The 26,863-nt window shown below is 72.5% G+C and carries 18 protein-coding genes; 12 read left to right on the top strand and 6 right to left on the bottom strand.

What is annotated here, in order from left to right; genetic code table 11:
* Positions 1 to 246: 246 nt before the first annotated feature.
* The gene (locus ACWD1U_RS21675; RefSeq protein ID WP_451109679.1) at positions 247 to 1,953 is read left to right on the top strand and encodes a glycerol-3-phosphate dehydrogenase/oxidase; all 1,707 of its coding nucleotides are present in this window, start codon (positions 247 to 249) and stop codon (positions 1,951 to 1,953) included.
* 208 nt (positions 1,954 to 2,161) lie between these two features.
* Here ACWD1U_RS21675 and ACWD1U_RS21670 read toward each other — a convergent pair whose 3' ends face one another.
* Positions 2,162 to 3,205, bottom strand: coding sequence for a serine hydrolase domain-containing protein (locus ACWD1U_RS21670; RefSeq protein ID WP_451109678.1), 1,044 nt, complete (start codon positions 3,203 to 3,205; stop codon positions 2,162 to 2,164).
* Positions 3,206 to 3,376: 171 nt separating this feature from the next.
* On the opposite strand from ACWD1U_RS21670, the gene ACWD1U_RS21665 reads away from it, so the two are divergent.
* The 7 genes from ACWD1U_RS21665 to ACWD1U_RS21635 all read left to right on the top strand — a co-directional run bounded on the left by ACWD1U_RS21665 (position 3,377) and on the right by ACWD1U_RS21635 (position 16,965).
* Positions 3,377 to 5,410 (top strand): serine/threonine-protein kinase, encoded by a 2,034-nt coding sequence (locus ACWD1U_RS21665; protein ID WP_451109676.1) that lies wholly within the window; start codon positions 3,377 to 3,379, stop codon positions 5,408 to 5,410.
* Between the two features lie 155 nt (positions 5,411 to 5,565).
* Positions 5,566 to 8,100, top strand: coding sequence for a protein kinase (locus ACWD1U_RS21660; protein ID WP_451109674.1), 2,535 nt, complete (start codon positions 5,566 to 5,568; stop codon positions 8,098 to 8,100).
* Positions 8,101 to 8,267: 167 nt separating this feature from the next.
* Positions 8,268 to 9,983: a protein kinase domain-containing protein gene (locus ACWD1U_RS21655; protein ID WP_451109672.1), complete on the top strand. Its 1,716-nt coding sequence runs from the start codon at positions 8,268 to 8,270 to the stop codon at positions 9,981 to 9,983.
* 92 nt (positions 9,984 to 10,075) lie between these two features.
* The gene (locus tag ACWD1U_RS21650; protein ID WP_451109670.1) at positions 10,076 to 11,245 is read left to right on the top strand and encodes a serine/threonine-protein kinase; all 1,170 of its coding nucleotides are present in this window, start codon (positions 10,076 to 10,078) and stop codon (positions 11,243 to 11,245) included.
* A gap of 375 nt (positions 11,246 to 11,620) precedes the next feature.
* Positions 11,621 to 13,297, top strand: a complete 1,677-nt coding sequence (locus ACWD1U_RS21645; RefSeq protein WP_451109669.1) for a serine/threonine-protein kinase — start codon at positions 11,621 to 11,623, stop codon at positions 13,295 to 13,297.
* Positions 13,298 to 13,433: 136 nt separating this feature from the next.
* On the top strand, positions 13,434 to 15,071 hold the full coding sequence (locus tag ACWD1U_RS21640) for a succinic semialdehyde dehydrogenase (protein ID WP_451109667.1): 1,638 nt from the start codon (positions 13,434 to 13,436) through the stop codon (positions 15,069 to 15,071).
* Positions 15,072 to 15,177: 106 nt separating this feature from the next.
* Positions 15,178 to 16,965, top strand: a complete 1,788-nt coding sequence (locus ACWD1U_RS21635; RefSeq protein WP_451109665.1) for a GMC family oxidoreductase N-terminal domain-containing protein — start codon at positions 15,178 to 15,180, stop codon at positions 16,963 to 16,965.
* 91 nt (positions 16,966 to 17,056) lie between these two features.
* On the opposite strand, the gene ACWD1U_RS21630 is transcribed toward ACWD1U_RS21635, so the two are convergent.
* Both ACWD1U_RS21630 and ACWD1U_RS21625 read right to left on the bottom strand, forming a co-directional pair.
* Complete coding sequence (locus ACWD1U_RS21630) at positions 17,057 to 18,064, bottom strand: LAETG motif-containing sortase-dependent surface protein (protein ID WP_451109663.1); 1,008 nt, start codon at positions 18,062 to 18,064, stop codon at positions 17,057 to 17,059.
* Positions 18,065 to 18,799: 735 nt separating this feature from the next.
* Positions 18,800 to 19,081, bottom strand: a complete 282-nt coding sequence (locus ACWD1U_RS21625) for a chorismate mutase (protein WP_451109661.1) — start codon at positions 19,079 to 19,081, stop codon at positions 18,800 to 18,802.
* Positions 19,082 to 19,422: 341 nt separating this feature from the next.
* Between ACWD1U_RS21625 and guaA the strand changes: the two genes are divergently transcribed.
* Complete coding sequence (guaA, locus tag ACWD1U_RS21620) at positions 19,423 to 21,003, top strand: glutamine-hydrolyzing GMP synthase (protein WP_451109660.1); 1,581 nt, start codon at positions 19,423 to 19,425, stop codon at positions 21,001 to 21,003.
* 3 nt (positions 21,004 to 21,006) lie between these two features.
* Here guaA and ACWD1U_RS21615 read toward each other — a convergent pair whose 3' ends face one another.
* Positions 21,007 to 21,480, bottom strand: a complete 474-nt coding sequence (locus ACWD1U_RS21615; RefSeq protein WP_451109659.1) for a pyridoxamine 5'-phosphate oxidase family protein — start codon at positions 21,478 to 21,480, stop codon at positions 21,007 to 21,009.
* Positions 21,481 to 21,670: 190 nt separating this feature from the next.
* On the opposite strand from ACWD1U_RS21615, the gene ACWD1U_RS21610 reads away from it, so the two are divergent.
* From ACWD1U_RS21610 to ACWD1U_RS21600, 3 genes are all read left to right on the top strand, one after another.
* Complete coding sequence (locus ACWD1U_RS21610; protein ID WP_451109657.1) at positions 21,671 to 22,465, top strand: class II aldolase/adducin family protein; 795 nt, start codon at positions 21,671 to 21,673, stop codon at positions 22,463 to 22,465.
* A 454-nt stretch (positions 22,466 to 22,919) separates the two neighbouring features.
* Entirely contained in the window at positions 22,920 to 24,260 is a 1,341-nt protein-coding gene (locus ACWD1U_RS21605; protein WP_451109655.1) for a hypothetical protein, read from the top strand.
* Positions 24,261 to 24,522: 262 nt separating this feature from the next.
* A complete protein-coding gene (locus ACWD1U_RS21600) occupies positions 24,523 to 25,056 on the top strand; it encodes a DoxX family protein (protein WP_451109654.1) in 534 nt (177 codons plus the stop codon).
* Positions 25,057 to 25,086: 30 nt separating this feature from the next.
* Here ACWD1U_RS21600 and ACWD1U_RS21595 read toward each other — a convergent pair whose 3' ends face one another.
* The gene (locus ACWD1U_RS21595) at positions 25,087 to 25,311 is read right to left on the bottom strand and encodes a hypothetical protein (protein WP_451109653.1); all 225 of its coding nucleotides are present in this window, start codon (positions 25,309 to 25,311) and stop codon (positions 25,087 to 25,089) included.
* Complete coding sequence (locus ACWD1U_RS21590; RefSeq protein WP_451109651.1) at positions 25,298 to 26,740, bottom strand: PspC domain-containing protein; 1,443 nt, start codon at positions 26,738 to 26,740, stop codon at positions 25,298 to 25,300. The genes ACWD1U_RS21595 and ACWD1U_RS21590 overlap by 14 nt, the downstream gene beginning before the upstream one ends.
* Positions 26,741 to 26,863: the final 123 nt, after the last annotated feature.

Raw genomic sequence — 26,863 nt, 5'->3', positions numbered from 1 at the left:
AAGTGGGACAGGTGCGCAAGCCCTGTGGACAGGACGGGCGAGCGCAATGTCAGACTAGGAGTAAATATGACCGTTATGCGGGATTGCTCGGCCGAGTTTCGGTGAGTGTCCCGTGAGCGTTGTCCACAGGCTGAGGGCCCGTGGTGGCTGAAGTCGGGCAACCCGGTCAGAATTTGGGCAGGGGGGATACGGACGGGGCTGCGCCCGACGGGTGCGGCCGGCGCGACCGATGAGCGGGAGGCAGCGGTGAGGACAGCGACACTCGGACCGGCGCAGCGCGTCGAGTCCCTCGCATCTATGGCCGAGCGCGAGCTGGACGTGCTGGTCGTGGGCGCAGGCGTGGTCGGTGCGGGCACCGCGCTCGACGCCGTGACCCGGGGCCTGTCCACGGGCCTGGTCGAGGCCCGGGACTGGGCGTCCGGCACCTCCAGCCGGTCCAGCAAACTGATCCACGGCGGCCTGCGCTATCTGGAGATGCTCGATTTCGCGCTGGTCAGGGAGGCCCTGAAGGAGCGCGGCCTGCTGCTGGAGCGGCTGGCCCCGCATCTGGTGAAGCCGGTGCCGTTCCTGTACCCCTTGCAGCACAAGGGCTGGGAGCGGCTGTACGCCGGCTCGGGCGTCGCGATGTACGACGCCATGTCCATGGCTCGCGGACACGGCCGTGGCCTGCCGATGCACCGCCACCTGACGCGCAGTCACGCCCTGCGCGTGGCCCCCTGCTTGAAGAAGGACGCCCTGGTCGGCGCGCTGCAGTACTACGACGCCCAGATGGACGACGCCCGGTACGTGGCGAACCTGGTGCGCACGGCGGTGGCGTACGGCGCGAAGGCCGCCAACCGCGCACGGGTGACGGGCTTCCTGCGCGAGGGCGAGCGGGTCGTCGGAGCGAAGGTGCAGGACGTCGAGGGCGGCGGCGAGTACGAGATCCGCGCCAAGCAGGTCGTCAACGCCACCGGCGTGTGGACGGACGACACGCAGGGGATGGTCGGGGAGCGCGGCCGGTTCCACGTCCGGGCGTCCAAGGGCATCCACCTGGTCGTGCCGCGCGACCGGATCCACTCCACGACCGGCCTGATCCTGCGCACGGAGAAGTCCGTACTGTTCGTCATCCCCTGGGGCCGGCACTGGATCGTCGGCACCACGGACACCGACTGGGACCTCGACAAGGCCCACCCGGCCGCGTCCAGCGCGGACATCGACTACCTGCTGGAGCATGTGAACTCGGTGCTCGCGGTGCCGCTCACCAGGGACGACGTCGAAGGCGTGTACGCGGGGCTGCGGCCCCTGCTCGCCGGCGAGTCGGAGGCCACCAGCAAGCTGTCACGCGAGCACACTGTGGCGCATCCGGTGCCCGGGCTGGTCGTCGTGGCGGGCGGCAAGTACACCACCTACCGGGTCATGGCCAAGGACGCGGTGGACGCGGCCGTGCACGGGCTCGACATGCGGGTCGCCGAGTGCGTCACCGAGGACGTGCCGCTGCTGGGCGCCGAGGGCTACCGGGCGCTGTGGAACGCGCGAGCCCGGATCGCTGCCCGGACCGGACTCCATGTGGTGCGGGTGGAGCACCTGCTGAACCGGTACGGGACGCTGGCCGAGGAGCTCCTCGAGCTCATTGCCGAGGACCCGTCCCTGGGCGAGCCCCTGCCGGCGGCCGACGACTATCTGCGCGCCGAGATCGTCTACGCGGCCTCCCACGAGGGGGCGCGGCATCTGGACGACGTGCTGACCCGGCGGACACGCATCTCGATCGAGACCTTCGACCGGGGGACGCGCAGCGCGCGCGACGCCGCCGAGCTGATGGCGCCGGTCCTCGGCTGGGACAAGGACCAGATCGAGCGCGAGGTGCAGCACTACGAGAAGCGGGTGGAGGCCGAACGGGAGTCGCAGCGGCAGCCGGACGACCTGACGGCGGACGCGGCGCGGTTGGGGGCGCCCGACATCGTGCCGTTGTAGACGCTGTCCCGTTTCCCGTTTCCCGTTTGTCGTTCGCGTTCTTCGCGTTCTTCGCGTTCTTCGGTTCCTGTTTCCGTTCCCGGCCCCCGTTCCCTTCCCTCGTTCTTGTCCCCGTTCGGGGGCCGGTTCCCGTTCGGTGGCGGGGCGGGCCTCGATGTCACCCGAACGAGCGTCGGGAAGTGGGATCTTCGTTCGGAACCCGGTCGTTCTACGAGGTGCGGGGGCAGAACTCGGCCGCGAGCACCGCGGGTTCGAGACCGGGATCGGCTATCGCGTCCGTGTTCACGCGGAAGGTGAGGACCCGTCGGCCGTCGGCGGTGGCTGCGCTGCGCACGTAGCTGCCGGATATGTGCCCGTTGTGCCCCCACACCGTGGTGCCGCACGGAAGCCTCTCGGGAAACAGGCCCATGCCGTACGCGCCGTGTGCGGCTCGGGTGTCGAGCATCTCGCGCAGCCAGCGCGGGGGAAGCAGCCGGCCGCCGAGCAGGGCCGTGTAGAAGCGGTTCAGATCGGCGAGCGTGGTCACCAGCTCACCCGCGGCTCCGGCCACCCGCGGGTCGAGGTCGGTGACGTCTGTTCCGTCGGCGGCGTAGGAGCGGCCGTGCGGAGAGGGCAGCGAGGAGCGGGATCCGGGGAAGGAGGTGCCCGTCAGGCGCAGGGGAGTGATGATGCGGCGCTCGGCCTCGTCGGCGTACGAGCCGCCGGTGACCTGGTCGATGACCAGGCCGAGCAGGACGTAGTTGGTGTTCGAATAGGAGAAGCGGCCGCGCTCGGCCGGAGGGTGGGTGAGGGCGATGTCCAGCGCCTGACGGGGCGTGACGGGGGTGGTTCCGTCGGTCTCCGCGGTGAAGTCGTACAGGCCGCTGGTGTGGGTGAGCAGGGAGCGCAGGGTCAGCGCGCGGCCGTCGTTGCCCGCTCCTCGCACCAGGCCGGGCAGGTGCTGCTCCACGGTGTCGGACAGCGCCAGGCGGTGCTCGGCGGCCAGTTGCAGCACGACCGTCGCGATGAACGTCTTGGTGATGCTGCCGGCGCGGAAATGGTCCGACCGGGCGATACCGGCCCCGGCCTGGGCATAGCGGGTGGTGGTTCCCTCCTGGGCCAGCAGGGCCGCGGCGGGTGCTCCGCCCCGGGTCACCAGCAGCGGCAGCACCGTGTCCGTGGGCGGCGCGGTGAGGGCCGAGGAGTCGGCAGGGGGCAGGCCGAGGAGGGCGACGGACACCGGCAGCACCAGCAATGTCCGAAACGGCGGCATGCGGGCTCCTCACTGGTCGGGGGCCATCATGCAAGGCGGCGGGCCGTGCGCCGCACCCGGGTGCGTGATGGGCGGGCAGCCGCGCCACGGGCAGGGGGCCCCTGGGCACTGGGCACTTGTCGGGTGAGAGACAATGGAGGCTCTGTCAGGGCGGGTTGTATGAGGGGACGCATGTCGGAGGCGGAGCGGGCGGGCACATCTCGTCAGGACACTCGTCAGGACAACAGGGAGCGTCTCCTCGCGGGGCGTTACCGGCTGGGCAAGGTGCTGGGTCGTGGGGGCATGGGCACCGTCTGGCGGGCCCAGGACGAGACCCTCGGGCGGACGGTCGCCGTCAAGGAGCTGCGGTTCCCGTCGAACATCGACGAGGAGGAGAAGCGGCGGCTGATCACGCGGACGCTGCGCGAGGCCAAGGCGATCGCGCGGATCCGCAACAACAGCGCCGTGACGGTCTACGACGTGGTCCAGGAGGACGACCGGCCCTGGATCGTGATGGAGCTCGTCGAGGGCAAGTCGCTCGCCGAGGTCATCCGGGAGGACGGCCTCCTGGAGCCGAAGCGGGCCGCGGAGGTCGGGCTCGCGGTCCTCGACGTGCTGCGGTCCGCGCACCGCGAGGGCATCCTGCACCGCGACGTGAAACCGTCGAACGTGCTGATCTCCGAGGACGGCCGGGTCGTGCTCACCGACTTCGGCATCGCCCAGGTGGAGGGCGACCCGTCCATCACCTCGACCGGCATGCTCGTCGGCGCGCCCTCCTACATCTCCCCGGAGCGGGCGCGCGGGCACAAGCCGGGCCCGGCGGCCGACCTGTGGTCGCTCGGCGGACTGCTGTACGCGGCGGTGGAGGGCGCCCCGCCGTACGACAAGGGGTCGGCCATAGCGACTCTCACGGCCGTGATGACCGAGCCGCTGGAGGAGCCGAAGAACGCGGGCCCGCTGAAGGACGTCATCCACGGGCTGCTCACCAAGGACCCGGCCAAGCGGCTCGACGACACGGGTGCCCGGGCGATGCTCAACTCGGTCATCCACGCGCCCCCGACCGCCGAGCCGGAGCCGATGGACGCGACGAAGGTCGTGCCGCTGCCGGCGCAGCCGGACAGGTCCGCGGGCAAGGGGAGTTCGTCCGGTGCCGGCGGCAAGCGGGGCGAGGAGGCCGGGGAGCGGCTGCGCGGGGCGCTGCGTTCCGTGCGCAAGGCCGCCGCGGGGCCGGCCGCGACGTCCGCCGATTCCGAGACCGCCACGGCCTCTTCCGCATCGGACAGCGGTGCGGCCACGTCCGAGGCGGGTGGCGCGGGTGCTGGTGCGGCCGCGGCGCGATCGGGTCCCGCGTCGGGCCCGGGTACGGCTGCCGGGATCGGCGAGCGGGGTGCGCAGGGGGCGAAGTCGTCGCGGGGTGCCCGGAGTTCGGGGTGGCCCGTGGTGCCGCCGCCGGACCTGCCGCCGCGGCCCGCGCCCCGGGCGCCGCTCACCGACGTCGTACCGCGGCGGACTCTGGCGATCATCGCGGTGGCCGTGGTGCTCGCCGTGATCGGCACGGTGCTGGCCATCGCGCTCAGCGGCGACGACAAGGGCTCGAAGGGGTCCTTCGGGGAGAGCGGCGGCAAGACCGTCGCCACCGCGTCGGGCAGTCCCGGCACCAAGGACGACGGGAAGGGCGGCACCAGCACGGACAGCGCGCAGACGCGGCCCGCGCCCTCGGGACCCGCCTCGAACGCACCGAGCGGCTCTGCCGGCGCCGGTGCGGGGTCGGAGGGCTCCGGGGGCGAGGGAACCGCGGCGGTGTCCACGCACCAGGGGAGCCAGGGGTATTCGATCGGGTTGCCGAAGGGGTGGAAGTACCAGTCCACGGGTGCCGCCGGTGACCGGTTCACCGGGCCCGACGGGCAGAAGCTGCTCATCGCCTGGACGTCCTCGCCCAAAGGCGATCCGGTGGCGGACTGGCAGAGCCAGGAGCGCTACATGCAGCGCGCCCAGTACCGGAAGATCCGCATAGAGAAGGTGGACTACCGCGGCTGGAACACCGCCGACTGGGAGTTCACCTACACGGAGGGCGGCACCAAGTACCGGACGATCGACCGCGGATTCGTCGTCGACGACCGGCAGGGGTACGCGCTGATGTACACGGCGAAGGCGGCCGACTGGGACAGCGAGTCGCGCAAGGAGACCTGGCGGACGCTGACCCGGACCTTCGAACCCAAGTCCTGAGCATGAGCCGCCCCGGGTTTGGGGAGGCAGATCTGGGCATCCCCACAATGCGGGTTGCCTGCGGCACGTATCGTGAATGTTTGCGGACCCTGCGCAGCCGGAACGGACCGTGGGGCGAACGGATGTGACCGACCGGGCTGCCGGGGGAGGCAAACGTGGACGACTATGCGGGCCGGGTACTCGCCGACCGCTACCGCCTGCCGCTGCCGCCGTCCGACGAGTACGAACTCACCGAGACCCGGGCCTTCGATACCTACAGCGGACAGGAAGTCCTGGTCCGGCAGGTGCCGTTGCCGGAGGTCGTCGAGGCGGAGGTCCTCGACGCGGACGGACTGCCCGACGGTTTCACCGCACGTGACGGTGGTGCGCGGCGGTCCGGGGCGCGTCCGGGCACCCGGCGGCCCACGGACCCGGCGGTGCGCCGCGCGGTCGAGGCCGCGCAGGCAGCCGCGGCCATCCCCGACCATCCGCGGCTCGATCAGGTCTTCGACGTGTTCGCCGAGGGCGGTTCGCTGTGGATCGTCAGCGAGTTGGTGGCCGCGCGTCCGCTGGCCGCGCTGCTCGCCGAGAAGCCGCTGACGCCGTACCGGGCGGCCGAGGTGGCCTCCGACGTCCTCACGGCGCTGCGGGTGCTGCACGCGCATGGCTGGGTGCACCGGAACGTCACCGCGCGCACGGTGCTCGTCTGCGACGACGGCCGGGTGATGCTGACCGGGCTGGCGGTGGGCGCGGCGGAAGAGGCGCTGTGCGGGTACGACCCGGTGCCGGAACCGGACTTCGAGGAGTCCGGGCAGGCGCCGGGGCAGGAGGGCGGAGGCGCCGGGCCGCTCAAGGGCGTCAAGGGGGCCTCCGGACCGGGCAGTGGCATCGGTGGCCCGGGTGGAGTCGGTGGCCCGGGTGATCCCGAGGCCGCGCGGCGGGCCGCCATAGAGGCCCGGGAGGCCAAGGGACTGCGCTCGGCCGGGGGTGAGACGGCGGGCGGTGGCTCGGCCGTGGCGGCCCGCAGGCCGGTGGAGGAGAGCGCGGACCCGCGGGCGGCGCGGGCCGGGGCGATCGCGGCCTACCGGGCCGGTGCCCGGGCCGCCGCACGGGTGCAGGAGGCGCAGCAGGGCGGGCGGACGGCACTGCCCGGAGCCCGCCCCGCCCCGGACGGCGGGGACGCGCCCTACACCAGCGGATCGGCGCAGTCGCCGTTCATCCCCGGGCAGGGCACCGCCCCGGGGGCCGCACCGCCCGGGCGGATCGCCGACCCCTACGGCGTGGGCGGCAACCCACGGACGGCCGCCTGGCACGGCGCGACGCCCCGCGGCTCGACCGGCGGCGCGACGGCGCCGCAGGGCCAGGAACAGCCGGCACTCCCTCCGGCCTCTGCCACCGCGGCCCACGGCGAACCCACCCGGTGGGACGACCTGGCCGCCCACACCCCGGCCCCCCGGCGCGGTCCGGCCACGGCGCTGGCCGCCGAGCGGGCGCGGCAGGCGCGGATGGCCGTGGTCGGCCCCGTGACGGAGCGCTGGGCGCCGGAGCAGGCCGGACCCGTGCACGAGAACTGGCAGCTGGCCGCGCCGATCGGTCCCGCGACCGACCTGTGGGCGCTCGGCGCGCTGCTCTTCAGGGCCGTACAGGGGCATGCGCCCTACCCGGAGGAGTCCACGGCCGAGCTGGTGCAGATGGTGTGCGCGGAACCGCCCGCGTACGCCGAGGAGTGCGGGCCGCTCCGGCCGGTGGTGGAATCGCTGCTGCGTCAGGACCCGACCGAGCGGCTGGACTTCGAGGAGCTGCGGGGCTGGCTGCGCTCGCTGGTGCGCTCGGCGCCCGAGCCGGAGGCCGGTGTGCACGTCGTGCCGGCGCCGCCCGTCGACGCCGGCCGGCTGCCCGTCGTACGCCGCCGCGGCGAGCTCGTGCGCAGGCGTCGGGCCGGGCTGCCCGCGCACCACGGGCGGCACAAGCGGGCCAGGAAGGAGTCGTCCCGGTCACCGCACCGGCTCGGCCGGACCCTGCTTCTTCTGGTCCTGCTGGCCATGGCCGCGGCGATCGCCTACGCCATGCTCTTCATGCCCAAGTCGGACGCCGAGGCAGGGCAGGGCACGGACCGCACCGGTGCCGCCGGGGAGGTCGGCCGGGCGCCCGAGCCGGACGCCAGCAGCGAGCCGCGGCCCGACCAGACGTCGCCCAAGCCGGAGAAGAGCCCGTCGACATCGACCGGTTCCAGTGAGACGCAGACCACCGGCCCCGATGCCGCCGACGGCTTCACGCTGCGCAAGGACTCGGCCGGTTTCCAGGTCGCCGTCGCCAAGGGCTGGGACCGCACGCCGCGCAACGGCAGCGGCCAGGTCGTCTACTCCGAGGGGGATTTCGAGCTCATCGTCGTGCCGGGCCGGGACAGCGCCTCGGAGTACGGCAGCGATCCGATGGCCTATCAGCGGGAGCGGGAGCGCGAGTTGCAGCCGTACCGCGACTCCAGCTGGGCCACCTCCACGGGGCTGAAGAGGATCGACGTGGGGGGCCGGACGATGGCCGAGGGGCAGTTCACCTGGACCGGCGACAGGGGCGAGCTGTACGTACGCAACCTGGCCATGCTGGTCGACGGTCGGTACCACGTGGTCCAGGTGCGCGGCCCCGAGGCCGAGCGGGACGAGGTGACTCGGCTGTTCGAGCAGGCGGCGGCGACGTACCGGGCGACGAAGTGATGTCTTGACCCGCCGGTCGTCCGGCCGCGTTCACCTCGGGTTTCCCTCCTGTCCTCGGCGGCCACAACCGTCACAGTGCGGTCACCGTGGTACCCCGCTTGTTCCCTGGGGGAGGGCCGGTCCTTACTCTGACCCTGTCAAGACCATTGCGGGGCAACGTGAATCAGATGCAGGGCCTGCTCGTCGCGGGCCGCTACCGGCTGGCCGACTCCATCGGCAGGGGCGGCATGGGCCGGGTTTGGCGCGCACATGACGAGGTGCTGCACCGGTCCGTCGCCATCAAGGAGTTGACGGCCGCCCTCTACGTCTCCGAGAGCGAGCAGGCGATCCTGCTGGCACGCACCCGGGCGGAGGCCAGAGCGGCCGCGCGGATCAGCCACACCGCGGTCGTCACCGTGCACGACGTGCTGGAGCACGACGGACGCCCCTGGATCGTGATGGAGCTGGTCGAGGGCCGCTCCCTGGCCGACGCGGTCAGGGAGGAGGGGCGTGTCGAGCCGCGCGAGGCGGCGCGCATCGGGCTCTGGGTGCTGCGGGCCCTGCGCGCCGCGCACACCGCCGGCGTCCTGCACCGCGACGTCAAGCCGGGCAACGTCCTCCTCGGCCGCGACGGACGCGTCCTGCTCACCGACTTCGGCATCGCCCAGATCGAGGGCGACACGACCATCACGCGCACGGGAGAGGTCGTCGGCTCGGTCGACTACCTGGCACCGGAGCGCGTACGCGGCCAAGACCCGGGCCCCTCCTCGGACCTGTGGGCGCTCGGCGCGACGCTCTACACGGCGGTGGAGGGCCGGTCGCCGTTCCGCCGGACCACACCATTGAGCACCATGCAGGCCGTGGTCGAGGAGGAGGCCGCCGAACTCCGGCACGCCGGCCCGCTCGCACCCGTCATCACCGCCCTGCTGCGCAAGGATCCGGCCACCCGGCCCGACCCGTCCGAGGCCGAGCAGATGCTCGCCGAGGCGGCGGAGGGGCGGCGGCCGAGCTGGGCGCAGGCGTATGTGCCGACGCAGTACGGGGGGACGTCGCCGTACCGGGAGGCCCGCGGCGGCGCCGACCCGGCCGGCACCGCTTCGGCCTCGCACACCCGGACGCCGCTCCCGCCGCTGGCGGGCACCCCGGCCACCGGGACGCCGACGGCCGCCGCCCCCACGGCCGGTACTCCGGTGACCGGTCCCACCACGAACGTCCCGGCGGTGACGGGTCCGCAGCCGTCCGGCGCGCGGCCCACCGGCCCGGGCCGGCGTCGCCGGCTGCGCACCCTGGCCCTCGTCGTCGCGCTGGCGGCCATCATCGGCGGGGGCACGGCCGTGGCGCTCCAGCAGTGGAACGACAGCCGGCAGACGCGGGGCGGCACATCCGGCTCCCCCAGCCCCACGAGCACGGAGCAGCCGGGGGGATCGGTCTTCGCCGGCTGGACCCGCCGTGACGACCCCGCCGGGTTCAGCCTCTACCTGCCCAAGGGCTGGAAGCGCCAGGTCTTCGGCAAGCCGCAGGGCGGGCTCACGCAGATCGACTACACGCCGGACGGCGGCCGGCACTTCGTCAGGATCGCCGTCGACACCTCCCCGGACTTCGCCGACCCGTACGCCCACCAGCTCGACCTGGAACAGCAGTTGCAGCAGCTGGTCGCCTACAAGCGGGTCAGCCTGGAGCGCAACGTCTACCGGGACCGGGAGGGCGCGTTGTGGGAGTACACCTGGACCGCGCAGCCGAAGGACACGGACTTCCCCGGCCCGCGCCGGGCCATCGAGGAGACGTACGTCGCCCGGGACGGCACGGAGTACGCGCTCTACATGTCGGCGCCCGCGGCGGACTGGGCGAAAGCGCGCAAGCAGTTCACCTCGGTGCTGCAGGGCTGGCAGGAGAAGACCTCCTGACAGGGCGGGGCTTCTGACCCCGGGCTGCCTGTTTCGGCCACCCGCGCCTCCGCGTCCCGGAGCGGTCCCGTCCGGTGGGGCATGATGGCCGCATGGGGACCGAGGGGCACAACACGCGTGTCATCGCGGGCCGGTACCGGCTCGAGGAGAGGCTCGGGCGCGGTGGCATGGGCGTGGTCTGGCGGGCGACCGACCAGCTGCTCGGCCGGGGTGTGGCCGTCAAGGAACTCCCCTGCGACGAGACGCTGCCCGCGGCGGACGCGCGCCGCCGGCGGGACCGGACGCTGCGCGAGGCCCGGGCCGTCGCCCAGCTCAGCCACCCGCACATCATCGTCGTCCACGATGTCGTCGAGGACGACGAACGGCTCTACATCGTCATGGAGTTGATCGAGGGCGGCTCGCTGGCCGACCGTCTCGCCACCCGCGGACCGGTCGACGCCGCCGAGGCCGCCCGCATCGGCATCGCCCTGCTCGGCGCGCTGCGCGCGGCGCACGCCTCCGGGGTGCTGCACCGGGACCTCAAACCGGACAATGTGCTGCTGGAGGCTGGTACGGACCGGGTCGTCCTCACCGACTTCGGCATCGCCCAGGTCCAGGGCGCCCCCACACTCACCGAGAACGGCTCCTTCGTCGGCTCGCCCGAGTACACCGCGCCCGAGCGGATGTCCGGGGTCAGGACCGGCCCCGAGTCCGACCTGTGGTCGCTGGGCGCACTGCTGTGCGCGGCCCTCAGCGGGGAATCGCCGTTCCACCGCGACTCGCTGGGCGGCGTCCTGCACGCGGTGGTCGTCGGTGACATCCAGCCGCCCGCGCAAGCCGGGCCGCTCCTGCCCGTCGTACACGGCCTGCTGGAACGCGACCCCGACCGGCGCCTGGACGCGGACCGGGCCGAGCGGATGCTGCGGGCCTTCCGTGACACGGGGCGAACGCCCCTGTCGCCGCCGCCCGGGTACGCGCCGACGGTGCGGGACGTGCCCCGGAATCAGCCGCCGGACGTGACCGGGCAACCGCCCGTGCCGCCGGCGGACCTGCCGCCCGGCCCCGAGCAGCGGGAGGAGCCGTTCCTGCGGCAGCCCGCCCGGCGGGTGCTCGTGGCCGCGCTGCTGGTCGCCGCGATGGCGGGGGTGGGGGTGTCCGCGGCGGCGCTGCTCACGGGGGAGGGCAACGGGGAGGGCGGCCCCGCGCCGAGGAGTTCGGCACCGCAGACGTCCACGACCCGGCCCGTCTCTCCGAGCAGTACGGCGCACACCGCCACTCCCTGACGGCTGTGCCCGTAGCGCCGTGAAGGGGGCGTGAGGTGCAACCCGAAGTCACGGGTCTGTGACCGGCTCGCGTTCGTGGTGGATACGGAAGCGCTCGGCGCGACAGGGCTGAACCCGCGAGCAACGACGGGGGAGCCCGACCCGGAGCCGGCGAGCCAGCGAGCGCCCGCCACACCGTCATCCTCTACTCCGGAACCTCCGGCGGCGACAGGTACGAGCTCCCCGTCAGCTACCCGGGCAAGGGCGACTTCACCGACCGCGGGCGTGACGTGGCGAGCACGGCGATCGCGAACTCGGACATCGACGGGACCTGAACCGGCGCCCGGCCACTGCCCCGCGTCGACAAGCGCCCGCTTCACGGGGTACTGATGGGGCATGAGCAACGACGGGGGTGGGACGGGCGGCGCCCAGGGCCGGCTGGTCGGCGGGCGGTACCGGCTGATCGAGCGCATCGGCTCCGGAGGGGCGGGCACCGTCTGGCGAGCCCACGACGAGCTCGTGCAGCGCGACGTCGCCGTGAAGCAGCCCCGGTTGCCGGGTGCCCCCGAGGACGAGAGCCACCGGCGGGCGGCCCACCGGCTCCACCGCGAGGCCCGTGCCGCCGCCCGGGTCGACCATCCCGCCGCCGTCACCATCCACGACGTGGTGGTCGAGGCGGAGCAGCAGGACGAACGCCCCGGCCCCATAGGCCCCGATGAGCTCGACGCGACCGAGATGCTCGACGGACTCCCCTGGATCGTCATGGAGTTGGTGCGGGGCGAGTCCCTGCACGAGTTGCTCCGGCGCGGGCCGGTCGAGGCGCGGGAGGCGGCCCGGATCGGCCTCGCCGTCCTCGGTGCCCTGCGCGCCGCGCACTCCGTCGGCATCGTGCACCGGGGCGTCAAACCGGCCAACGTCCTGCTCGGCCCGCGCGAGCGCGTCGTCCTCACCGACTTCGGCATCGCCCATCCACAGGGCGAGGAATCCCTCACCGCGGGCGGGCAGTTCGAGAACGCGCTGGAGTTCGTCGCACCCGAGCCGATGTCCGGCCGTATCGCCGGGCCCGCCTCCGACCTGTGGTCCCTGGGCGTCCTGCTGTACACCGCCGTCGAGGGCTCGTCCCCGTTCCGCCGGAGCACGCCCGAGTCGACCCTCACCGCGATCCTCGCCGCTCAGCGGCCCGAACCGAAGCGGGCCGGACCGCTGGGGCCCCTGATCGCCCGACTGCTGGTGCCGGACCCCGAACAGCGGCCGGACGCGGAGGAGGTCGAGAAGGACCTGGCGGCGGTGGCCGGACGCCACCCCTTCGCGCAGGAGACACCGGCACGGGATCAGGAGACCGAGGACCGACAGGACCCGGCGGACGACCCCGGCACCGGAGCACCCGCAGACGCGACCGCCCTGTCTGCGGACGACCCCGGCACCGGAGCACCCGCAGACGCGGCCGCCCTGGCGCCGGAGCCGCTCAAACGGCACACCCTCCTTCGGCCCGCCCCCCTCGCCCTCCTCGGCGCGCTGCTCGCCGGCGCCATAGGAACGGCCACGCAGCTCGCCGACACCAGCAGCGCCGAGACCACCGGACAAGCCGCCCCCACCGGCCCCGCCCCGAGCGCCGCCGATGCCTGGATCCCGCACCGCGAGACGGACATGGCGGCCGTGCTCCACCTCCCGCGTCACTACCGCGCGCTCGACACGACCGGAAGCGCGACCGACCAGCCCCGCATGACGCTCTACGGCGACGAACGGGGCGGCACGATCCGGATCCGCCTCTTCCACTGGGACAAGGCACCGGGCTCCCCGCTGGACGAGGCCCGCGAGGCCCACGTCACCTGGGGGGAGAGGGCGCACACGCGGTACACCCGCACCAGCGTCCAGGGCTACGACGCCGCCCTCGCCGACACCGCCTACACCCGGGACGAGACCCCCCGGCGGACCCTGCGGGCGCTGATCCGCACCGACGACGACCGCATGTACGAACTGCGCGTCGACATGCCCAGGGGCACGCCGGACGAGCAGGAGGGCACCTCGGTGTTCCAGGGCGCCCGAGACCGGCTCGGGATCGTAAAAGGCTGAATCACCCTCACCGGTCATCGCCAACGCCCTGATCAGCACGTTTGTTGCCAGCAGGCACTGGCGTCATGTGCGCACTCGGTGAAGCCGTATTACCGGCGGGTACCCAAAGGCTCCGCCGCGGCATACCCTGCGCCTCATGACGGACGCGCAGGCCGCCGAGAAGACGGCAGAGACCGGCACGGCACAGACCGGTAGGAACCCCCTCGCCCCCGCCCCGGCGGGCGCCCGCACCGCCGCCGACGTGGTCACGCCGGAGCTGGTCGCCCAGCTCACCAAGGGCGTGGTCGGCTCCGGTCGTACCGCCAACCACACGCCGTTCACCGGCGAGAAGCTGGCCGACCTCCCCGAATCGACGCCCGAGGACGTGGCCGAGGCCTACGAACTGGCCCGCGCCGCCCAGGCCGTGTGGGCGCGGACCCCCGTACGGCAGCGTGCCGTCGTCCTGCTCCGCTTCCACGACCTGGTGCTGGAGCGCCAGGCCGAGGTGCTCGACCTGATCCAGCTGGAGACCGGCAAGGCCCGCCTGCACGCCCACGAGGAGGTGCAGGCCGTCGCGGTCGCCGCCCGGCACTACGGCCGCAGAGCCGGCGCGTACCTCCGTCCGAAGCGGCACGCCGGCGCCATGCCGACTCTGACGAAGGTCACCGAACTGCGCCATCCGCGCGGTGTCATCGGCCAGATCGCCCCTTGGAACTACCCCTTGGAACTGTCGGTCGGCGACGCGCTCCCCGCCTTCGTCGCGGGCAACGCGGTCGTCATGAAGCCCGACACCGAGACCTGCCTGACCGCCCTGTGGGCCCGCGACCTGCTCGTCGAGGCAGGACTGCCCGCCGACGTCTTCCAGGTCGTCCTCGGCGACGGCCCGGTCGTCGGCCCCGAGGTCGTCCGGCACGCCGACTACGTCTCCTTCACCGGATCCACCCGCACCGGCCGCCAGGTCGCGCAGGGCGCCGCCGCCCGGCTGGTCGGCGTCTCCCTCGAACTCGGCGGCAAGAACGCCATGCTGGTGCTGGAGGACGCCGACATCGAGAAGGCCGCGGCAGGTGCCGTCCGCGCCTGCTTCTCCTCCGCCGGCCAGCTCTGCATCTCCATCGAGCGGCTCTACGTCCACGAGTCGGTCGCGGACGCCTTCCTGGAGCGCTTCGCCACCCGCACGAAGGGGATGCGCCTCGGCAAGTCCCTGGCGTACGGCGCCGACATGGGCTCCCTGGTCGGGGAACGCCAGCTCGAAACCGTCACACGGCACGTCGAGGAGGCCGTCGCCAAGGGCGCCACGGTCGTCGCGGGCGGTGTGGCGCGCCCGGACATCGGCCCGTACTTCTTCGAGCCCACGATCCTCGACGGGGTCGCCACGGACATGGCCGTCTGCGCGGAGGAGACCTTCGGCCCCGTCGTCTCGGTCTACCGCTTCACGGATGAGGACGAGGCCATCGAGCGCGCCAACGCCACGGCGTACGGCCTCAACTCCTCGGTCTGGACGAAGAACGCCCGCCGCGGCCGGGAGGTCGCCGCCCGCCTGCGCACCGGCACGGTCAACATCAACGAGGGCTACGCCCCCGCCTACGGCAGCGTCCAGTCCCCCATGGGCGGCATGAAGGACTCCGGCCTCGGCCGCCGCCACGGCTCCGAGGGCATCCTCAAGTACACGGAAGCCCAGACGGTCGCTCACCAGCGGGTGCTTCCGATGGCTCCGTCGCTGGGCATGGACGACGAGAAGTACGCCCAGTTCATGAGCAGGAGCCTGCGCCTGATGAAGGCACTGAGGTTCCGGTGACCGCCCTTCGCTTTCAGGGGCGCGGGGCTGTATCGATGTGCGGCTCCGCCGCGTGAGCGTGATCAACCACTGACGGCCCGCACACGACACTCGACGAGGAGAACACGTGCCTCAGGACGCTTACGACTACGACGTCATCGTCGTGGGTTCGGGATTCGGCGGCTCGGTGACCGCCCTTCGCCTCACCGAGAAGGGCTACCGCGTAGGCGTCCTGGAAGCCGGCCGCCGCTTCACCCGCGAGACCCTGCCCAAGAACTCCTGGGACCTCAAGAACTACCTCTGGGCCCCGAAACTCGGCATGTACGGCATCCAGCGCATCCACCTGCTGGGCAACGTCATGGTCCTGGCGGGCGCGGGCGTGGGCGGCGGCTCCCTCAACTACGCCAACACCCTCTACGTCCCGCCGAAGCCGTTCTTCGAGGACCCCCAGTGGCGTGACATCACGGACTGGCAGGAGGAGTTGCGGCCGTACTACGACCAGGCGCGGCGCATGCTCGGTGTCCGGCTCAACCCGACCATGACCCCCTCCGACGTCCATCTGAAGGCCGCCGCGGAGCGGATGGGCTGCGGCGACTCCTTCCACCTCGCCCCGGTCGGCGTCTTCTTCGGCGACGGCGAGGACGCCGACGGCACGGTGAAGGCGAAGCCGGGCCAGGAGGTGCCCGACCCGTACTTCGGCGGGGCGGGCCCGGCCCGCAGGGCCTGCGCGGAGTGCGGCGAGTGCATGACCGGCTGCCGCCACGGCGCGAAGAACACCCTCAACGAGAACTACCTGCACCTCGCCGAGAAGGCCGGCGCGGTGGTCCACCCCCTGACGACGGTCGTCTCGGTCACCGACGACTCGCGCGGCGGGTACGCGGTCGCCGCCCTGCCCACCGACGACCGCCGCAAGGCGAAGGGCCGCACCTTCACGGCCCGCCGGGTGGTCCTCGCCGCGGGCACGTACGGCACCCAGACCCTGCTGCACCGCATGAAGGCGGGCGGCCAGTTGCCGTACCTCTCGGACCGACTGGGCGAGCTGACCCGCACCAACTCCGAAGCCCTGGTCGGCGCCCAGACCGACGACCGGCGCTACCGCAAGGCGCACGGCGCGCCGAAGGCCGACTTCACGCGGGGCGTGGCCATCACGTCCTCGATCCACCCCGACGCGAACACCCACATCGAGCCGGTCCGCTACGGCAAGGGCTCCAACTCGATGGGCAGCCTGTCCATCCTCCAGGTCCCCTACGCCGGGCGGAACTCGGGCACCTCACGGGTCCTGGGCTTCCTCGCGCACGCGGCCAAGCACCCCTTGCTGGTGCTGCGTTCCCTGTCCAACCGCCGCTGGTCGGAGCGGACCATCATCGGCCTGGTGATGCAGTCGCTGGACAACTCCCTGACGACGTACCTGAAACCGTCGGGCGTCGGCCGTGGCCTGCTCACCGCCCGCCAGGGCCACGGTGCCCCCAACCCGAAGCAGATCGAGGCCGCGACGGAGAGCGCCTCGGCCCTGGCCGCCGAGATCAACGGCTTCGCCGGCTCCAACGTCGGCGAACTGATGGGCACCCCGCTCACGGCCCACTTCCTGGGCGGCTGCCCCATCGGCGACTCCCGCGAGAGCGGCGTGATCGACCCGTACCACCGCCTCTACGGCCACCCCGGCATCTCCGTCGTCGACGGCGCCGCGGTCTCCGCCAACCTGGGCGTCAACCCGTCCCTGACCATCACCGCCCAGGCCGAACGGGCGATGTCGTTCTGGCCCAACAAGGGCGAGCCCGACCCGCGCCCCGAGCAGGGCACGGCCTACGCGCGTCTCCAGCCGGTCGAGCCGAAGTCCCCGGCGGTCCCGGCGGAGGCGTTCGGCGCGCTGCGGCTGCCGTTCCTGGGCATGCCGGCCGTACCGCCGAAGAACTGACCGACAGCGGACAGCAGCAGAGGGACCTGCGCCCCCCTCCGAGCGCAGGTCCCTCTGCTGTGTGGTGCCACGGCCTGCCGGCCGCGCCGGCTTACGCCTCCACGCCGGCCTTGCGGCGACGCACGACGAAGATCGCACCGGCACCGGCGACCACCGCGGCACCGCCGACGAGGCTGATCATCGGCAGGGCGGAGCTGGAGCCGGTCTCGGCCAGGTTGCCCTCGACCTCGATCGGCTTGGCCTCACCCTGCGGCTTGAGGTCCTTCGGCGGCTTCTGACCGGACGGCTTGGCGTCGTCGACCCCGCCTGGGTTCGAGCCCGGCTTGAGGATCTGGAACGGGTAGACGTCACCGTTCTCGAAGCAGTCACCATCACTGGTGTCATAGCCACCGGCGGCGATCGCCAGGCTGTCGCCCACGGGTGCGCCGGCGTCGATCTTCACACGCAGATCGATGGTGACCTTCTGACCGGCGTCGAGCGGGAACTCACCGAAGAAGAAGCCGTTGTTGATGCCCGTGTCCGCGAAGTCGTTGGTCCACTTGCCGGTGCTCGGGTTGCGGTACTCGAAGTGCGCGTACTTGTCGAAGAGCTGGTTCTCCTCCGAGTCCAGGTCCGACGCGGAAAGCGCGGTGGCCATGACCTGGAGGCTCTCGATGTCCGTCTTGCCGGTGTTCTTGACGTTGAACTTGAACGTCTTCCAGCCGCTGCCCGCGACGATCTTCTCCGGGAAGCCGGAGAGGCCCACGGAGATGCTGGCCTCCTTGCAGTCCGGGAGTTCCTCGTCGTCACCGCCGGCGGGCTCGCTCGGCTTGGCGGAGGCAGACGCAGAAGGGCTGGCCGACGTCGACGCGCTGGCCGACGTGGTCGCGGTCGCCTCGGGAGCCGACGCGCTCACGGACTCGCTCGGAGCCGGCGTCGTCTCGGGCGTGGACTCGCTCGCCGACGGCGAGGGCGACGTCTCGGGAGCGGACTCGCTCACCGAGGTGCTCGGGCCGGGCGACGTTTCGGGGGTCGCGTACGCGGCCGGTGCCGCGAGCAGTGCCACCGGGGCTATGACCGCCGTAGCGGCCGCTGCTGCCATGGCGCGGCGAAGCTTCATGAAGACCTCGGAGAGTCCGGCGTACCACGAGACGCGGTACGAACGTTGGGGGAGGCCTCCGCGTGTGGGGCGCGGGTGTGGCCCTTGGTTCGGCAGGTTTGATCCGTGAAACCTGTGAATGGTTGCGCTGACGTTCACAGAATCCTTATGTGGGCTGCGTCACACCGGACCTTCTCGTGAAGGCGCTCACCACCGGCTCGGATCTGTGCTTTGTGTCTGAAAAGCCGTCCGACGGTCACCAGGCAGAGCGAAGGGCCCCGCCGGGTGGAGCCGCGGGGCCCTTCTTCTCGAAGCACCGACGTCAGGGCGGCGCCGGTGCCTGGAAGCGGCGCCGGGGGGTGCGCCGCTGGTCTCGCCCTCTGGCAACGGGGCAATGCGGGTGCCCGCAGGGGGACTTCGACTGGGTACGCATCGTGCTGGACGCGGCGCCCGCAACCGTTTGACCCGGGCTTGCGCATTTTCGGCAGGTCTGTCGGCCGGCTCCGGGCGTCCCCGGAGCCGACCGTTCTCTTGGGTGACCGGGCTGCTGTCCCCTGCCGTCCGGTCACTTCCCTGGAGCGAGGTCCCACGACACACGGCACGATCCGTGCGTCTCATCGCCCCAGTGAGCCACGCGTGGTTCTTTCGGGCCCGCCCCTGGCCGACACGGGCACCGGGACCAACGAGGCGGAGCGCAGGACGGTCACGCGCCCTGCGGGTGAGGGCGATGCGTACGTCTGTCCCGGGAACGCAAATTCAGATCTTGCCGCGGCACAGCTCCAGCAAGGTCATCGCGAGGGCCGTGCCCGGCCTGCCCAGCGCCTCCCTGTAGTGGCCGAGGACCTCCATCTCGCGGGAGAGGTTCACGCGCCGGCCGCCGGAGTTGATCCGTGCCTCCTGGATGACGGCGGAGACGGCCACCCGTTCCTGGATCAGGCCGATGATCCGGTCGTCGAGCGCGTCGATGCGCTCACGAGCACCGGTGATCACGTCGGCGGCCTCGGGGGTACGGGCGCCGGTCACGTCGATGGCGGTCATGGAGGGGCTCCTCGTCGTCAAGGGGTGCCCCGGGGCGGCAGGGCCCGGACGACGACAGGCGCCCCGGGCCTTGTCGGCCCGGGGCGCCTGGGAAGTCGCTTGTCAGTTGCTCAAGCAGCACGACCACGGCAGCCGGCGGGCCGGATGCCATAGGTAAAGCGGAAGGTCGGGTGCGTGAACATGGCGCCAGTATGCCCCGGGCCGATGCGGTGTCCAAACGGGTTCGCATCGTGAGATGCGGGGCCCGGAGCCCGGGCGGTCCGTGGGCGGGACGCTCCCCACGAGCACCTCGGTAGAATCGGGTGGCACAAGACCCCCGCCCCACCGCCGGAAGGCACCCCGTGTCATCAGCGACTCCCGCTGCCAACGCCGCCGACACCGTCCTGGTCGTCGACTTCGGCGCGCAGTACGCCCAGCTCATCGCCCGTCGCGTCCGCGAGGCGCGGGTCTACAGCGAGATCGTGCCGAGCACCATGCCGGTCCAGGAGATCCTCGCCAAGAACCCCGCGGCGATCATCCTCTCCGGCGGCCCCTCCTCGGTCTACGAGGAAGGCGCCCCGCGCCTGGACCGCGCACTCTTCGAGGCCGGCGTCCCCGTCTTCGGCATGTGCTACGGCTTCCAGCTGATGGCGCAGACTCTCGGCGGCACTGTCGACAACACCGGCGCCCGCGAGTACGGCCGCACCGACCTGCACGTCTCCAAGGTGTCCTCCACCCTGTTCGAGGGCACCCCCGCCGAGCAGGCCGTCTGGATGTCCCACGGCGACGCCTGTTCCGCCGCCCCCGAGGGCTTCTCCGTCACGGCCTCCACGGACGTCGTGCCGGTCGCCGCCTTCGAGAACGACGAGAAGAAGCTCTACGGCGTCCAGTACCACCCCGAGGTGATGCACTCCACGCACGGGCAGCAGGTGCTGGAGCACTTCCTCTACCGGGGTGCGGGCCTGACCCCGTCCTGGACCACGGGCAACGTGATCGAGGAGCAGGTCGCCGCCATCCGCGAGCAGGTCGGCGACAGGCGCGCCATCTGCGGTCTGTCCGGCGGTGTGGACTCCGCCGTCGCCGCCGCCCTCGTGCAGAAGGCCATCGGCTCCCAGCTGACCTGCGTGTACGTCGACCACGGCCTGATGCGCAAGGACGAGACCGAGCAGGTCGAGAAGGACTTCGTGGCCGCGACCGGCGTGCAGCTGAAGGTCGTGGACGCCGAGGAGCGGTTCCTCAAGGCGCTCGCCGGGGTCTCCGACCCCGAGGAGAAGCGGAAGATCATCGGCCGTGAGTTCATCCGGGTCTTCGAGCAGGCGCAGGCGGAGATCATCGCCGACGAGGGCCCCGCGGTCGAGTTCCTGGTCCAGGGCACGCTCTACCCGGACGTCGTCGAGTCCGGCGGCGGCACCGGCACGGCCAACATCAAGTCCCACCACAACGTGGGCGGCCTGCCCGAGGACCTCGAGTTCGAGCTGATCGAGCCGCTGCGCAAGCTGTTCAAGGACGAGGTCCGCATGGTCGGCCAGGAGCTCGGCCTGCCGGAGGAGATCGTCCAGCGACAGCCGTTCCCCGGCCCCGGCCTCGGCATCCGGATCGTCGGCGAGGTCACCAAGGAGCGCCTGGACCTGCTGCGCGAGGCCGACGCCATCGCCCGCGAGGAGCTGACGGCGGCCGGCCTCGACCGCGACATCTGGCAGTGCCCGGTGGTCCTGCTCGCCGACGTCCGCAGCGTCGGCGTCCAGGGCGACGGTCGCACCTACGGCCACCCGATCGTCCTGCGCCCCGTCTCCTCCGAGGACGCCATGACGGCCGACTGGTCGCGTCTGCCGTACGAGGTCCTCGCCCGGATCTCCACGCGCATCACGAACGAGGTCAAGGACGTCAACCGCGTCGTCCTCGACGTGACCTCCAAGCCGCCGGGGACGATCGAGTGGGAGTGACCCCTACGTGCGCTTGATCGTGCGCAGGGGCTCGCCGGGCTTCCAGACCTGGACGACCAGGTAGGTGTCGGCCTCGACAGAGGTCCTCACGACCTCCGTCAGCTCGGTCCGGAAGAGGTGGAACGACCCCGGCGGTTCCACCTCTTCGACGTATCCGGCCTTGGCCGGCGCGTCGTCGACCTCGATCGCCCGGCCGCTGATCCGGACGTCGCCGCCGCCCATGCCCGTGCCCTCCCCGGGGTTCGCCTGGAGCGCGAAGCGCGGGTCGCGGCGCAGGTCGAGCGCCTTGAGGGAGCCCGGCATCATGCCGAGCCACAGTTCGCCGTTCAGGAACCGCACCTCCAGGCCGCTGGTGCGGGGCGAACCGTCCTTGCGGAGGGTGGCGAGGATGTGGTGCGTGTAGGCGCCGAACCGCTTCTCGACGGTGCCGGCCAGATTCGGTTCGGCGGTGGCGAAAGCCGCCCAGTTCGCTGTCATACGGAGAGTGTGGCGCCGAAATCCGACATCTTCTGTCGGCTATTCGTGGGGTCCGGGAGACCGGGCGCGAAAAGGTGCGCACAGGGTACTCACAGGGGCGCTCGTTCCATCTTCACAGAACGGTTCTGTTCTGCCCTACCTCCCCGGCGGTAACTTCCGCCCCGTACGGAGCACCAGCGCTGGAGGACCTATGCACGGGCCCACCCCGCCCCTGCCGCTGCCCACCGACCGGTTGCGGTTCGCGATGCCGCCGATGCACGAGTCGGTCGACGACGAGCGCCGGCACCGCAAGGAACGGCTCGCGGGCGCCCTCAGGATCTTCGGGCGGCTCGGCTTCGAGGACGGCGTGTCCGGGCACATCACCGCCCGAGACCCGGAGTACACCGACTGCTTCTGGGTCAACCCGTTCGGGATGCCCTTCCGGCACGTCACCGTCAACGACCTCGTGCTGGCCAACCAGGACGGCCAGGTCGTCGAGGGCCGATACCACGTCAACCAGGCGGCCTTCACCGTGCACGCCCAGGTCCACGCCGCCCGCCCCGACGTGGTGGCCGTCGCCCACTGCCACTCGGTGCACGGCCGGGCGCTCGCGGCCCTCGGCGAGCTGCTGGAGCCGATCACGCAGGAGAGCTGCGCCTTCTACGAGGACCACGCCCTCTACGACACGTACATCGGCGTCGCCGTCGACGCCGAGGAGGGCCGGCGGATCGCGGCCGCGCTCGGCTCCCGCAAGGCGCTCGTGCTGCGCAACCACGGGCTGCTGACCGTCGGCGACTCGGTGGACGCGGCGGCCTGGTGGTTCGTGTCGATGGAGCGGTCCTGCCAGGTCCAGTTGACCGCGCAGGCGGCCGGGCGGCCGGTCCGCATCGACCACCGGATGGCGGTGGCGACGCGGGAGCAGCTGGGCGGCGACCTGGTGGCGTGGATCAACTACCAGCCGATGTGGCAGGACATCAGCCGGAGCGAGCCGGACCTGCTGGGTTAGGGCCTGTCGGGTCAGGCGAGGCCTCGCCGGCTCCTCGGGGGACCTGGTGGAGCGCGCGGCGGATCTCCCCGGCGATGTACTCGGCCACTCCTGCTCCGGACGACAGGCGGGCGGTTACCGGACGCGGCCGATCCGTACCGTCCGGCGGTGGACGTCGACGGCTGCCGGAACAGCGGCACGGAGCGGTGCGGACCGGGCTCGATGCGGGGCGGTGGTGCCGTGGAAGGCCCAGGTCCCGTCACGCTGGATATCCCGCTGGATCCCGGCTATGGCGGAATTCTCGCAGCCAGGTCAACACGGCCCGCCGAACTTCACCCGGGTTGACCGGACCGAGCGGACGCGGACCGGGTGGCGTAGGGCACAATTCGCTGTCGTCGCAGGGGAGTTGCACAGCGGTGTTTCCGGGGTCCGGAAGGCCGGCGGTGGTTGGGTCGCGGGAAGGCGGGCGTCGGGCGTGGCGGTGCGGGAGGCGGGACAGGGCGGCGCGGACGCGGGTGCGTACGCGGGTTCTCATGCCGGCCCTTACGGGGGTGGTCAGCCGGGCGGGCCCGGCGGTGCTCACGGCGGTGGGTGCGCCTGCGGGGACTGCCCGCACGGGGCGCGGGAGGGGCATCGGCGGGCCGTCGCCGCGTTTGTGCGCAGGCGCGACGAGTTCGCGGCCGGGCAGGGACTGCCGGCCGCGGTCGCCCACTCCGCCTCGGCCTCCCGCCAGTGGATCTCGGAGGAACTCGCCCAGTCCGCGGCACTCGTCGCCGAGCGGGGACGGGCCGAAGGCCAGGCCTGGCTGACGGGCCTGTGGCGCCGCACGGCCGGTGTGGTCTGGGCGGCCGTCGTGGTGTTGCTGCTCGGACAGGCCCTCACCGCGATCGGTGCGGGCTGGACGTCGGCGCGGACGGCCGGACTGGCCGCGGCGCTGGTGGTGGCCGCCACGGTGACGGCCGCGTCGTGGTTCCACCGGGCCAAGGGCGGCGCGCTGGCGCCCGTGATCGGCGAGGACAACCGGCTGTCCACGTCCCGTACGGTCGCCGCGGCGTGGGTGCTGTTCGTGGCCTACTCGGTGCTCGTGCTCGCCGGGCGGCTCGCGGCCGCCTCGCGGCCCCCGGAGCGGGATGCGCTGATCTCCGGGCTGGAACTCGCCCGGGGCGCCGGGGTCGTGACCGTGCTCGCCGTGGTGTGCGGGATCGCCGTGGTCGTGCGGCGCGTCGTCGGGGTGCGCGTGCTGGGGCAGCGGCTGCAGAAGGTGCGCGCCGACCGGCCGCGAGCGGCCGACCTGCTGACCGACGACGCGGGGCGGGGCACCTTCGCCGACATCCAGTACGTCGTGATCAGCGCCGTCGTCCTGGTCTTCGCGGCGGTACGGCTGGCCAGGCGGCCGGACCAGCTGCCCGATCTGCCGTGGGGGCCGGCGGTGGTCGTCCTGGTGTCGGCGGCGACGTATCTGGCCGGAAAGTACGCGGAGGGCGGCCGGCCGGTCATCCACTCCGTGGTGCGGGCCCGGGAGGCGGGCGATCTGGACGCGCCGATCCGCACGGGGGACGACATCGAGATCCGGGGCGCGGGGTTCGTGCCGCCGGGTGCGCAGGGGGCCGACCGGCTGGCGCGGATGGTCGTGCGGGTGGGTGCGGTGCACGTCCACGTGCCGCTGGTGCCGGTGCCGGGTGGCTTCCGCAACCCGACGGACACGCTGCTGACGGTGCCGGTCCCGGCGGATGTGGAGCCGGGGCGGGTGGAGGTGCAGGTGGTCACGGCGGCGGGGGCGGAGACGAACCGGTATGCGGTGGACGTGACCGAGTGAGGGTCGTTCCTTCGGCTCCGGTGGGGTTGCGCGCCGGCGCCTCGCGCCAACCGCTGCGGGCACACCCCCCGACACGGCCCCGTGCGTGCATCCGGGGGTGCGGGCGGCGCGTTGTGACTCCCGCTGTGGGCGCCCTGGCTGGGCCGTCGTGCCGCTGGGGCGATGAAAGCCCCGCGCAACAGGATTGAGCGACGACGGTTTGACGTACGTATGGTCAGCTGAGGGGGTCCCGGCACCGGCGGGCGAGAGGCGGCCAGCAGTGATGACTCACGGTATGCGAACGGACACACACCCCACCGGGCGCTTCGGTGGCGGAGGAGACTGGCGGGACACCGCCACCCGCTACGCCCTCCTCCCCCTGCGCGTCTTCCTCGGGGTCACCTTCATCTACGCCGGCCTGGACAAACTCACCGACAGCGCCTTCATGAGGGACTCCGGCGCCGGGTCGCTCGGCGACATGATGCGGGCCGTGCGCGACTCCTCCGCCATCCCCGCCCTGGTCGACCTCTCCCTGAAGAGCCCGGTCGGCTTCGGCTACGCCATCGCCTTCGGAGAACTGGCCGTCGGCATCGGTACCCTGCTCGGTCTGTTCGCCCGTCTGGCCGCACTCGGCGGCGCGCTGATCTCCCTCAGCCTGTGGCTCACCGTGAGCTGGGCCTCCGACCCGTACTACTACGGCAACGACCTCGCCTACCTCATGTCCTGGATCCCCCTCGTGCTGGCGGGCGCGCCCTTGCTGTCCGTGGACGCCGCGCGACGGGCGAGGCGACGGCAGCGGAGCGGCGAGTACCGGTAGCGGGCCTCCGGCCGTCACCCTCGTTCGCCGTCAAGCCATGTCCGTGCCCGCACGGCCCGCCTCACGGCGTCGCCGTGCCCGGCCCGTCAGGAACGCCACCGCGCCCGCCAGGCACAGTCCGGCCGTGACGAGGGGTATCACCGCGAACCAGGGGATCTCCCAGGCGCCGCCCGCGTCACCGGCGTACAGGACCCCCGCAGCCGTGAGGACGGTGCCGGCCAGCAGCTTTCCGGGCTGGAGTTCATGCCGCAGCACGGGTCACCTCCGCCTGTCCCATGCCGACCTGGAGATGCAGGTCGATGGTGCCTGACTTCTCGACGCCCTTGGCGGGGGAGAGGGTGGTCTCCTGGTGCCGGTCCGGCCGCACGTCCACGTCCTTCGGGTCGTCACCGGGCAGCTGGAGGTCGCCGATCCCCACGTCGACGCTCAGCCGCACGGTCACCTCCTCGGGCACGAGCACCTCCACCCGGCCCACGCCGACATCGGCGCGTACGGTCACGGTCTGCTTCCCGGTCAGGTCCAGCTCGGTCAGGTCCAGGGTGCCGACGCCGGTGCCCAGTTCGTACTGCCCCCGTACGTCCGCCACCGTGGCGGGCTGCCAGGTGGTGCGGGCCCAGTGCGTGTCGATGTCCTTGGGCAGGGCCGCCGAGCCGGCGAGCAGGCCGGCCGTGACGATCGCCAGGAGGATCGAACCCGCTCCCGTGCGGCCCAGGAAGGCGCTGATCGCTATGCCCAGGCCCAGGACGGCGAGGGCGCAGGACAGGCCCGTCTGCAGGCTGGTGCCGAGCGGATGGCCGTCCCAGGTCAGGCTGGTGCCCAGGGCCCCCGCGAGCAGGGCGAGGAGGAAGACCCAGCCGCCGATCCAGCGGGGGCCGCGGGGCTTCGGCGGCTGGGGACGCGGGGCGGGTGTGTCCTCGTGCGCGCCGGGCTGGGTGCCGAGGCTGATGTCGACGGCCGCCGCGATGTCCAGGTCGCGGGTGTCGCGGGGGCCCCACAGATAGCCCGTGCCGCCGATGTGGGTGCCGTCCTTGACGATCGGGTCGCGCCACCAGGAGGGGTAGGTGGTGAACACCGGCGGCGCCTTCGGCTCCGGCGGGGCGTCGGCGGCGGCCTGGGCGGCGATGGGGGCTCCCCTGCCCGAGCGCAGCCGAGAGCTTGGGGACGGGTCGGGGCCGGGGGTGCCCCGCTGGCGCGACCAGTGGCCGGAGCCCGCGAGGAGGAGGGAGAGGACGACGGCGAAGGTCAGCACCCCGCCGTTGTTCAGCATGGTCAGGAACACTCCGCAGCCGACCAGCGCGAACAGTACGGCGGCGAGGGCCTGGCCGTCGACGCGGCCGGTGAGCAGCTTGCGCACCTCGTTCTCGTCCTCGTCGTCGTACGGGACGAAGAGCCAGGCGAAGCCGTAGAAGAGGAGGCCGATACCGCCGGTGGCGGAGAGCACCGCGAGGGTGATGCGGAAGATCACCGGGTCCATGTCGCACTGCCGCCCGAGCCCGGAGCAGACACCGGCCAGGGTCTTGTGGCGGCGGTCGCGACGGAACCTGTGGGCCGGCCCGGCCGGGACGGCTTCCCCGGCGGGGCCGGCCGGCGCGGCGGGCGCGGCACCCTGCGGCCCTGCGCCCGGCGTGGGGCGCGGGCCGGGACCGGGTCCCGGACCCGTCGCGGCGTGCTCGTGATCGGTCATGGGTCCATGGTGACGGGCGCGGCGCCGCGACGGCAGTCGGAACGACCCTGGACCGACCCTGATATCGGCCCCGAGACACGGCTCGGGAAGCGCTCGAGGGGAGGCTTTCGGAGATCAGGGGAG

The organism is Streptomyces sp. NPDC002788 (genome assembly GCF_053592115.1).
The sequence above is the reverse complement of the archived record's forward strand: the minus strand, read 5'-3'. Positions and strand labels throughout refer to the sequence as shown.

Bases quoted from the DNA above. Each gene is read 5' to 3' on its own strand.
- ACWD1U_RS21670 (WP_451109678.1), bottom strand. From the start codon at position 3,205: ATGCCGCCGTTTCGGACATTGCTGGTGCTGCCGGTGTCCGTCGCCCTC.
- ACWD1U_RS21665 (WP_451109676.1), top strand. From the start codon at position 3,377: ATGTCGGAGGCGGAGCGGGCGGGCACATCTCGTCAGGACACTCGTCAG.
- ACWD1U_RS21655 (WP_451109672.1), top strand. From the start codon at position 8,268: ATGCAGGGCCTGCTCGTCGCGGGCCGCTACCGGCTGGCCGACTCCATC.
- ACWD1U_RS21650 (WP_451109670.1), top strand. From the start codon at position 10,076: ATGGGGACCGAGGGGCACAACACGCGTGTCATCGCGGGCCGGTACCGG.
- ACWD1U_RS21645 (WP_451109669.1), top strand. From the start codon at position 11,621: ATGAGCAACGACGGGGGTGGGACGGGCGGCGCCCAGGGCCGGCTGGTC.
- ACWD1U_RS21640 (WP_451109667.1), top strand. From the start codon at position 13,434: ATGACGGACGCGCAGGCCGCCGAGAAGACGGCAGAGACCGGCACGGCA.
- ACWD1U_RS21630 (WP_451109663.1), bottom strand. From the start codon at position 18,064: ATGAAGCTTCGCCGCGCCATGGCAGCAGCGGCCGCTACGGCGGTCATA.
- ACWD1U_RS21625 (WP_451109661.1), bottom strand. From the start codon at position 19,081: ATGACCGCCATCGACGTGACCGGCGCCCGTACCCCCGAGGCCGCCGAC.
- ACWD1U_RS21615 (WP_451109659.1), bottom strand. From the start codon at position 21,480: ATGACAGCGAACTGGGCGGCTTTCGCCACCGCCGAACCGAATCTGGCC.
- ACWD1U_RS21610 (WP_451109657.1), top strand. From the start codon at position 21,671: ATGCACGGGCCCACCCCGCCCCTGCCGCTGCCCACCGACCGGTTGCGG.
- ACWD1U_RS21600 (WP_451109654.1), top strand. From the start codon at position 24,523: ATGACTCACGGTATGCGAACGGACACACACCCCACCGGGCGCTTCGGT.
- ACWD1U_RS21590 (WP_451109651.1), bottom strand. From the start codon at position 26,740: ATGACCGATCACGAGCACGCCGCGACGGGTCCGGGACCCGGTCCCGGC.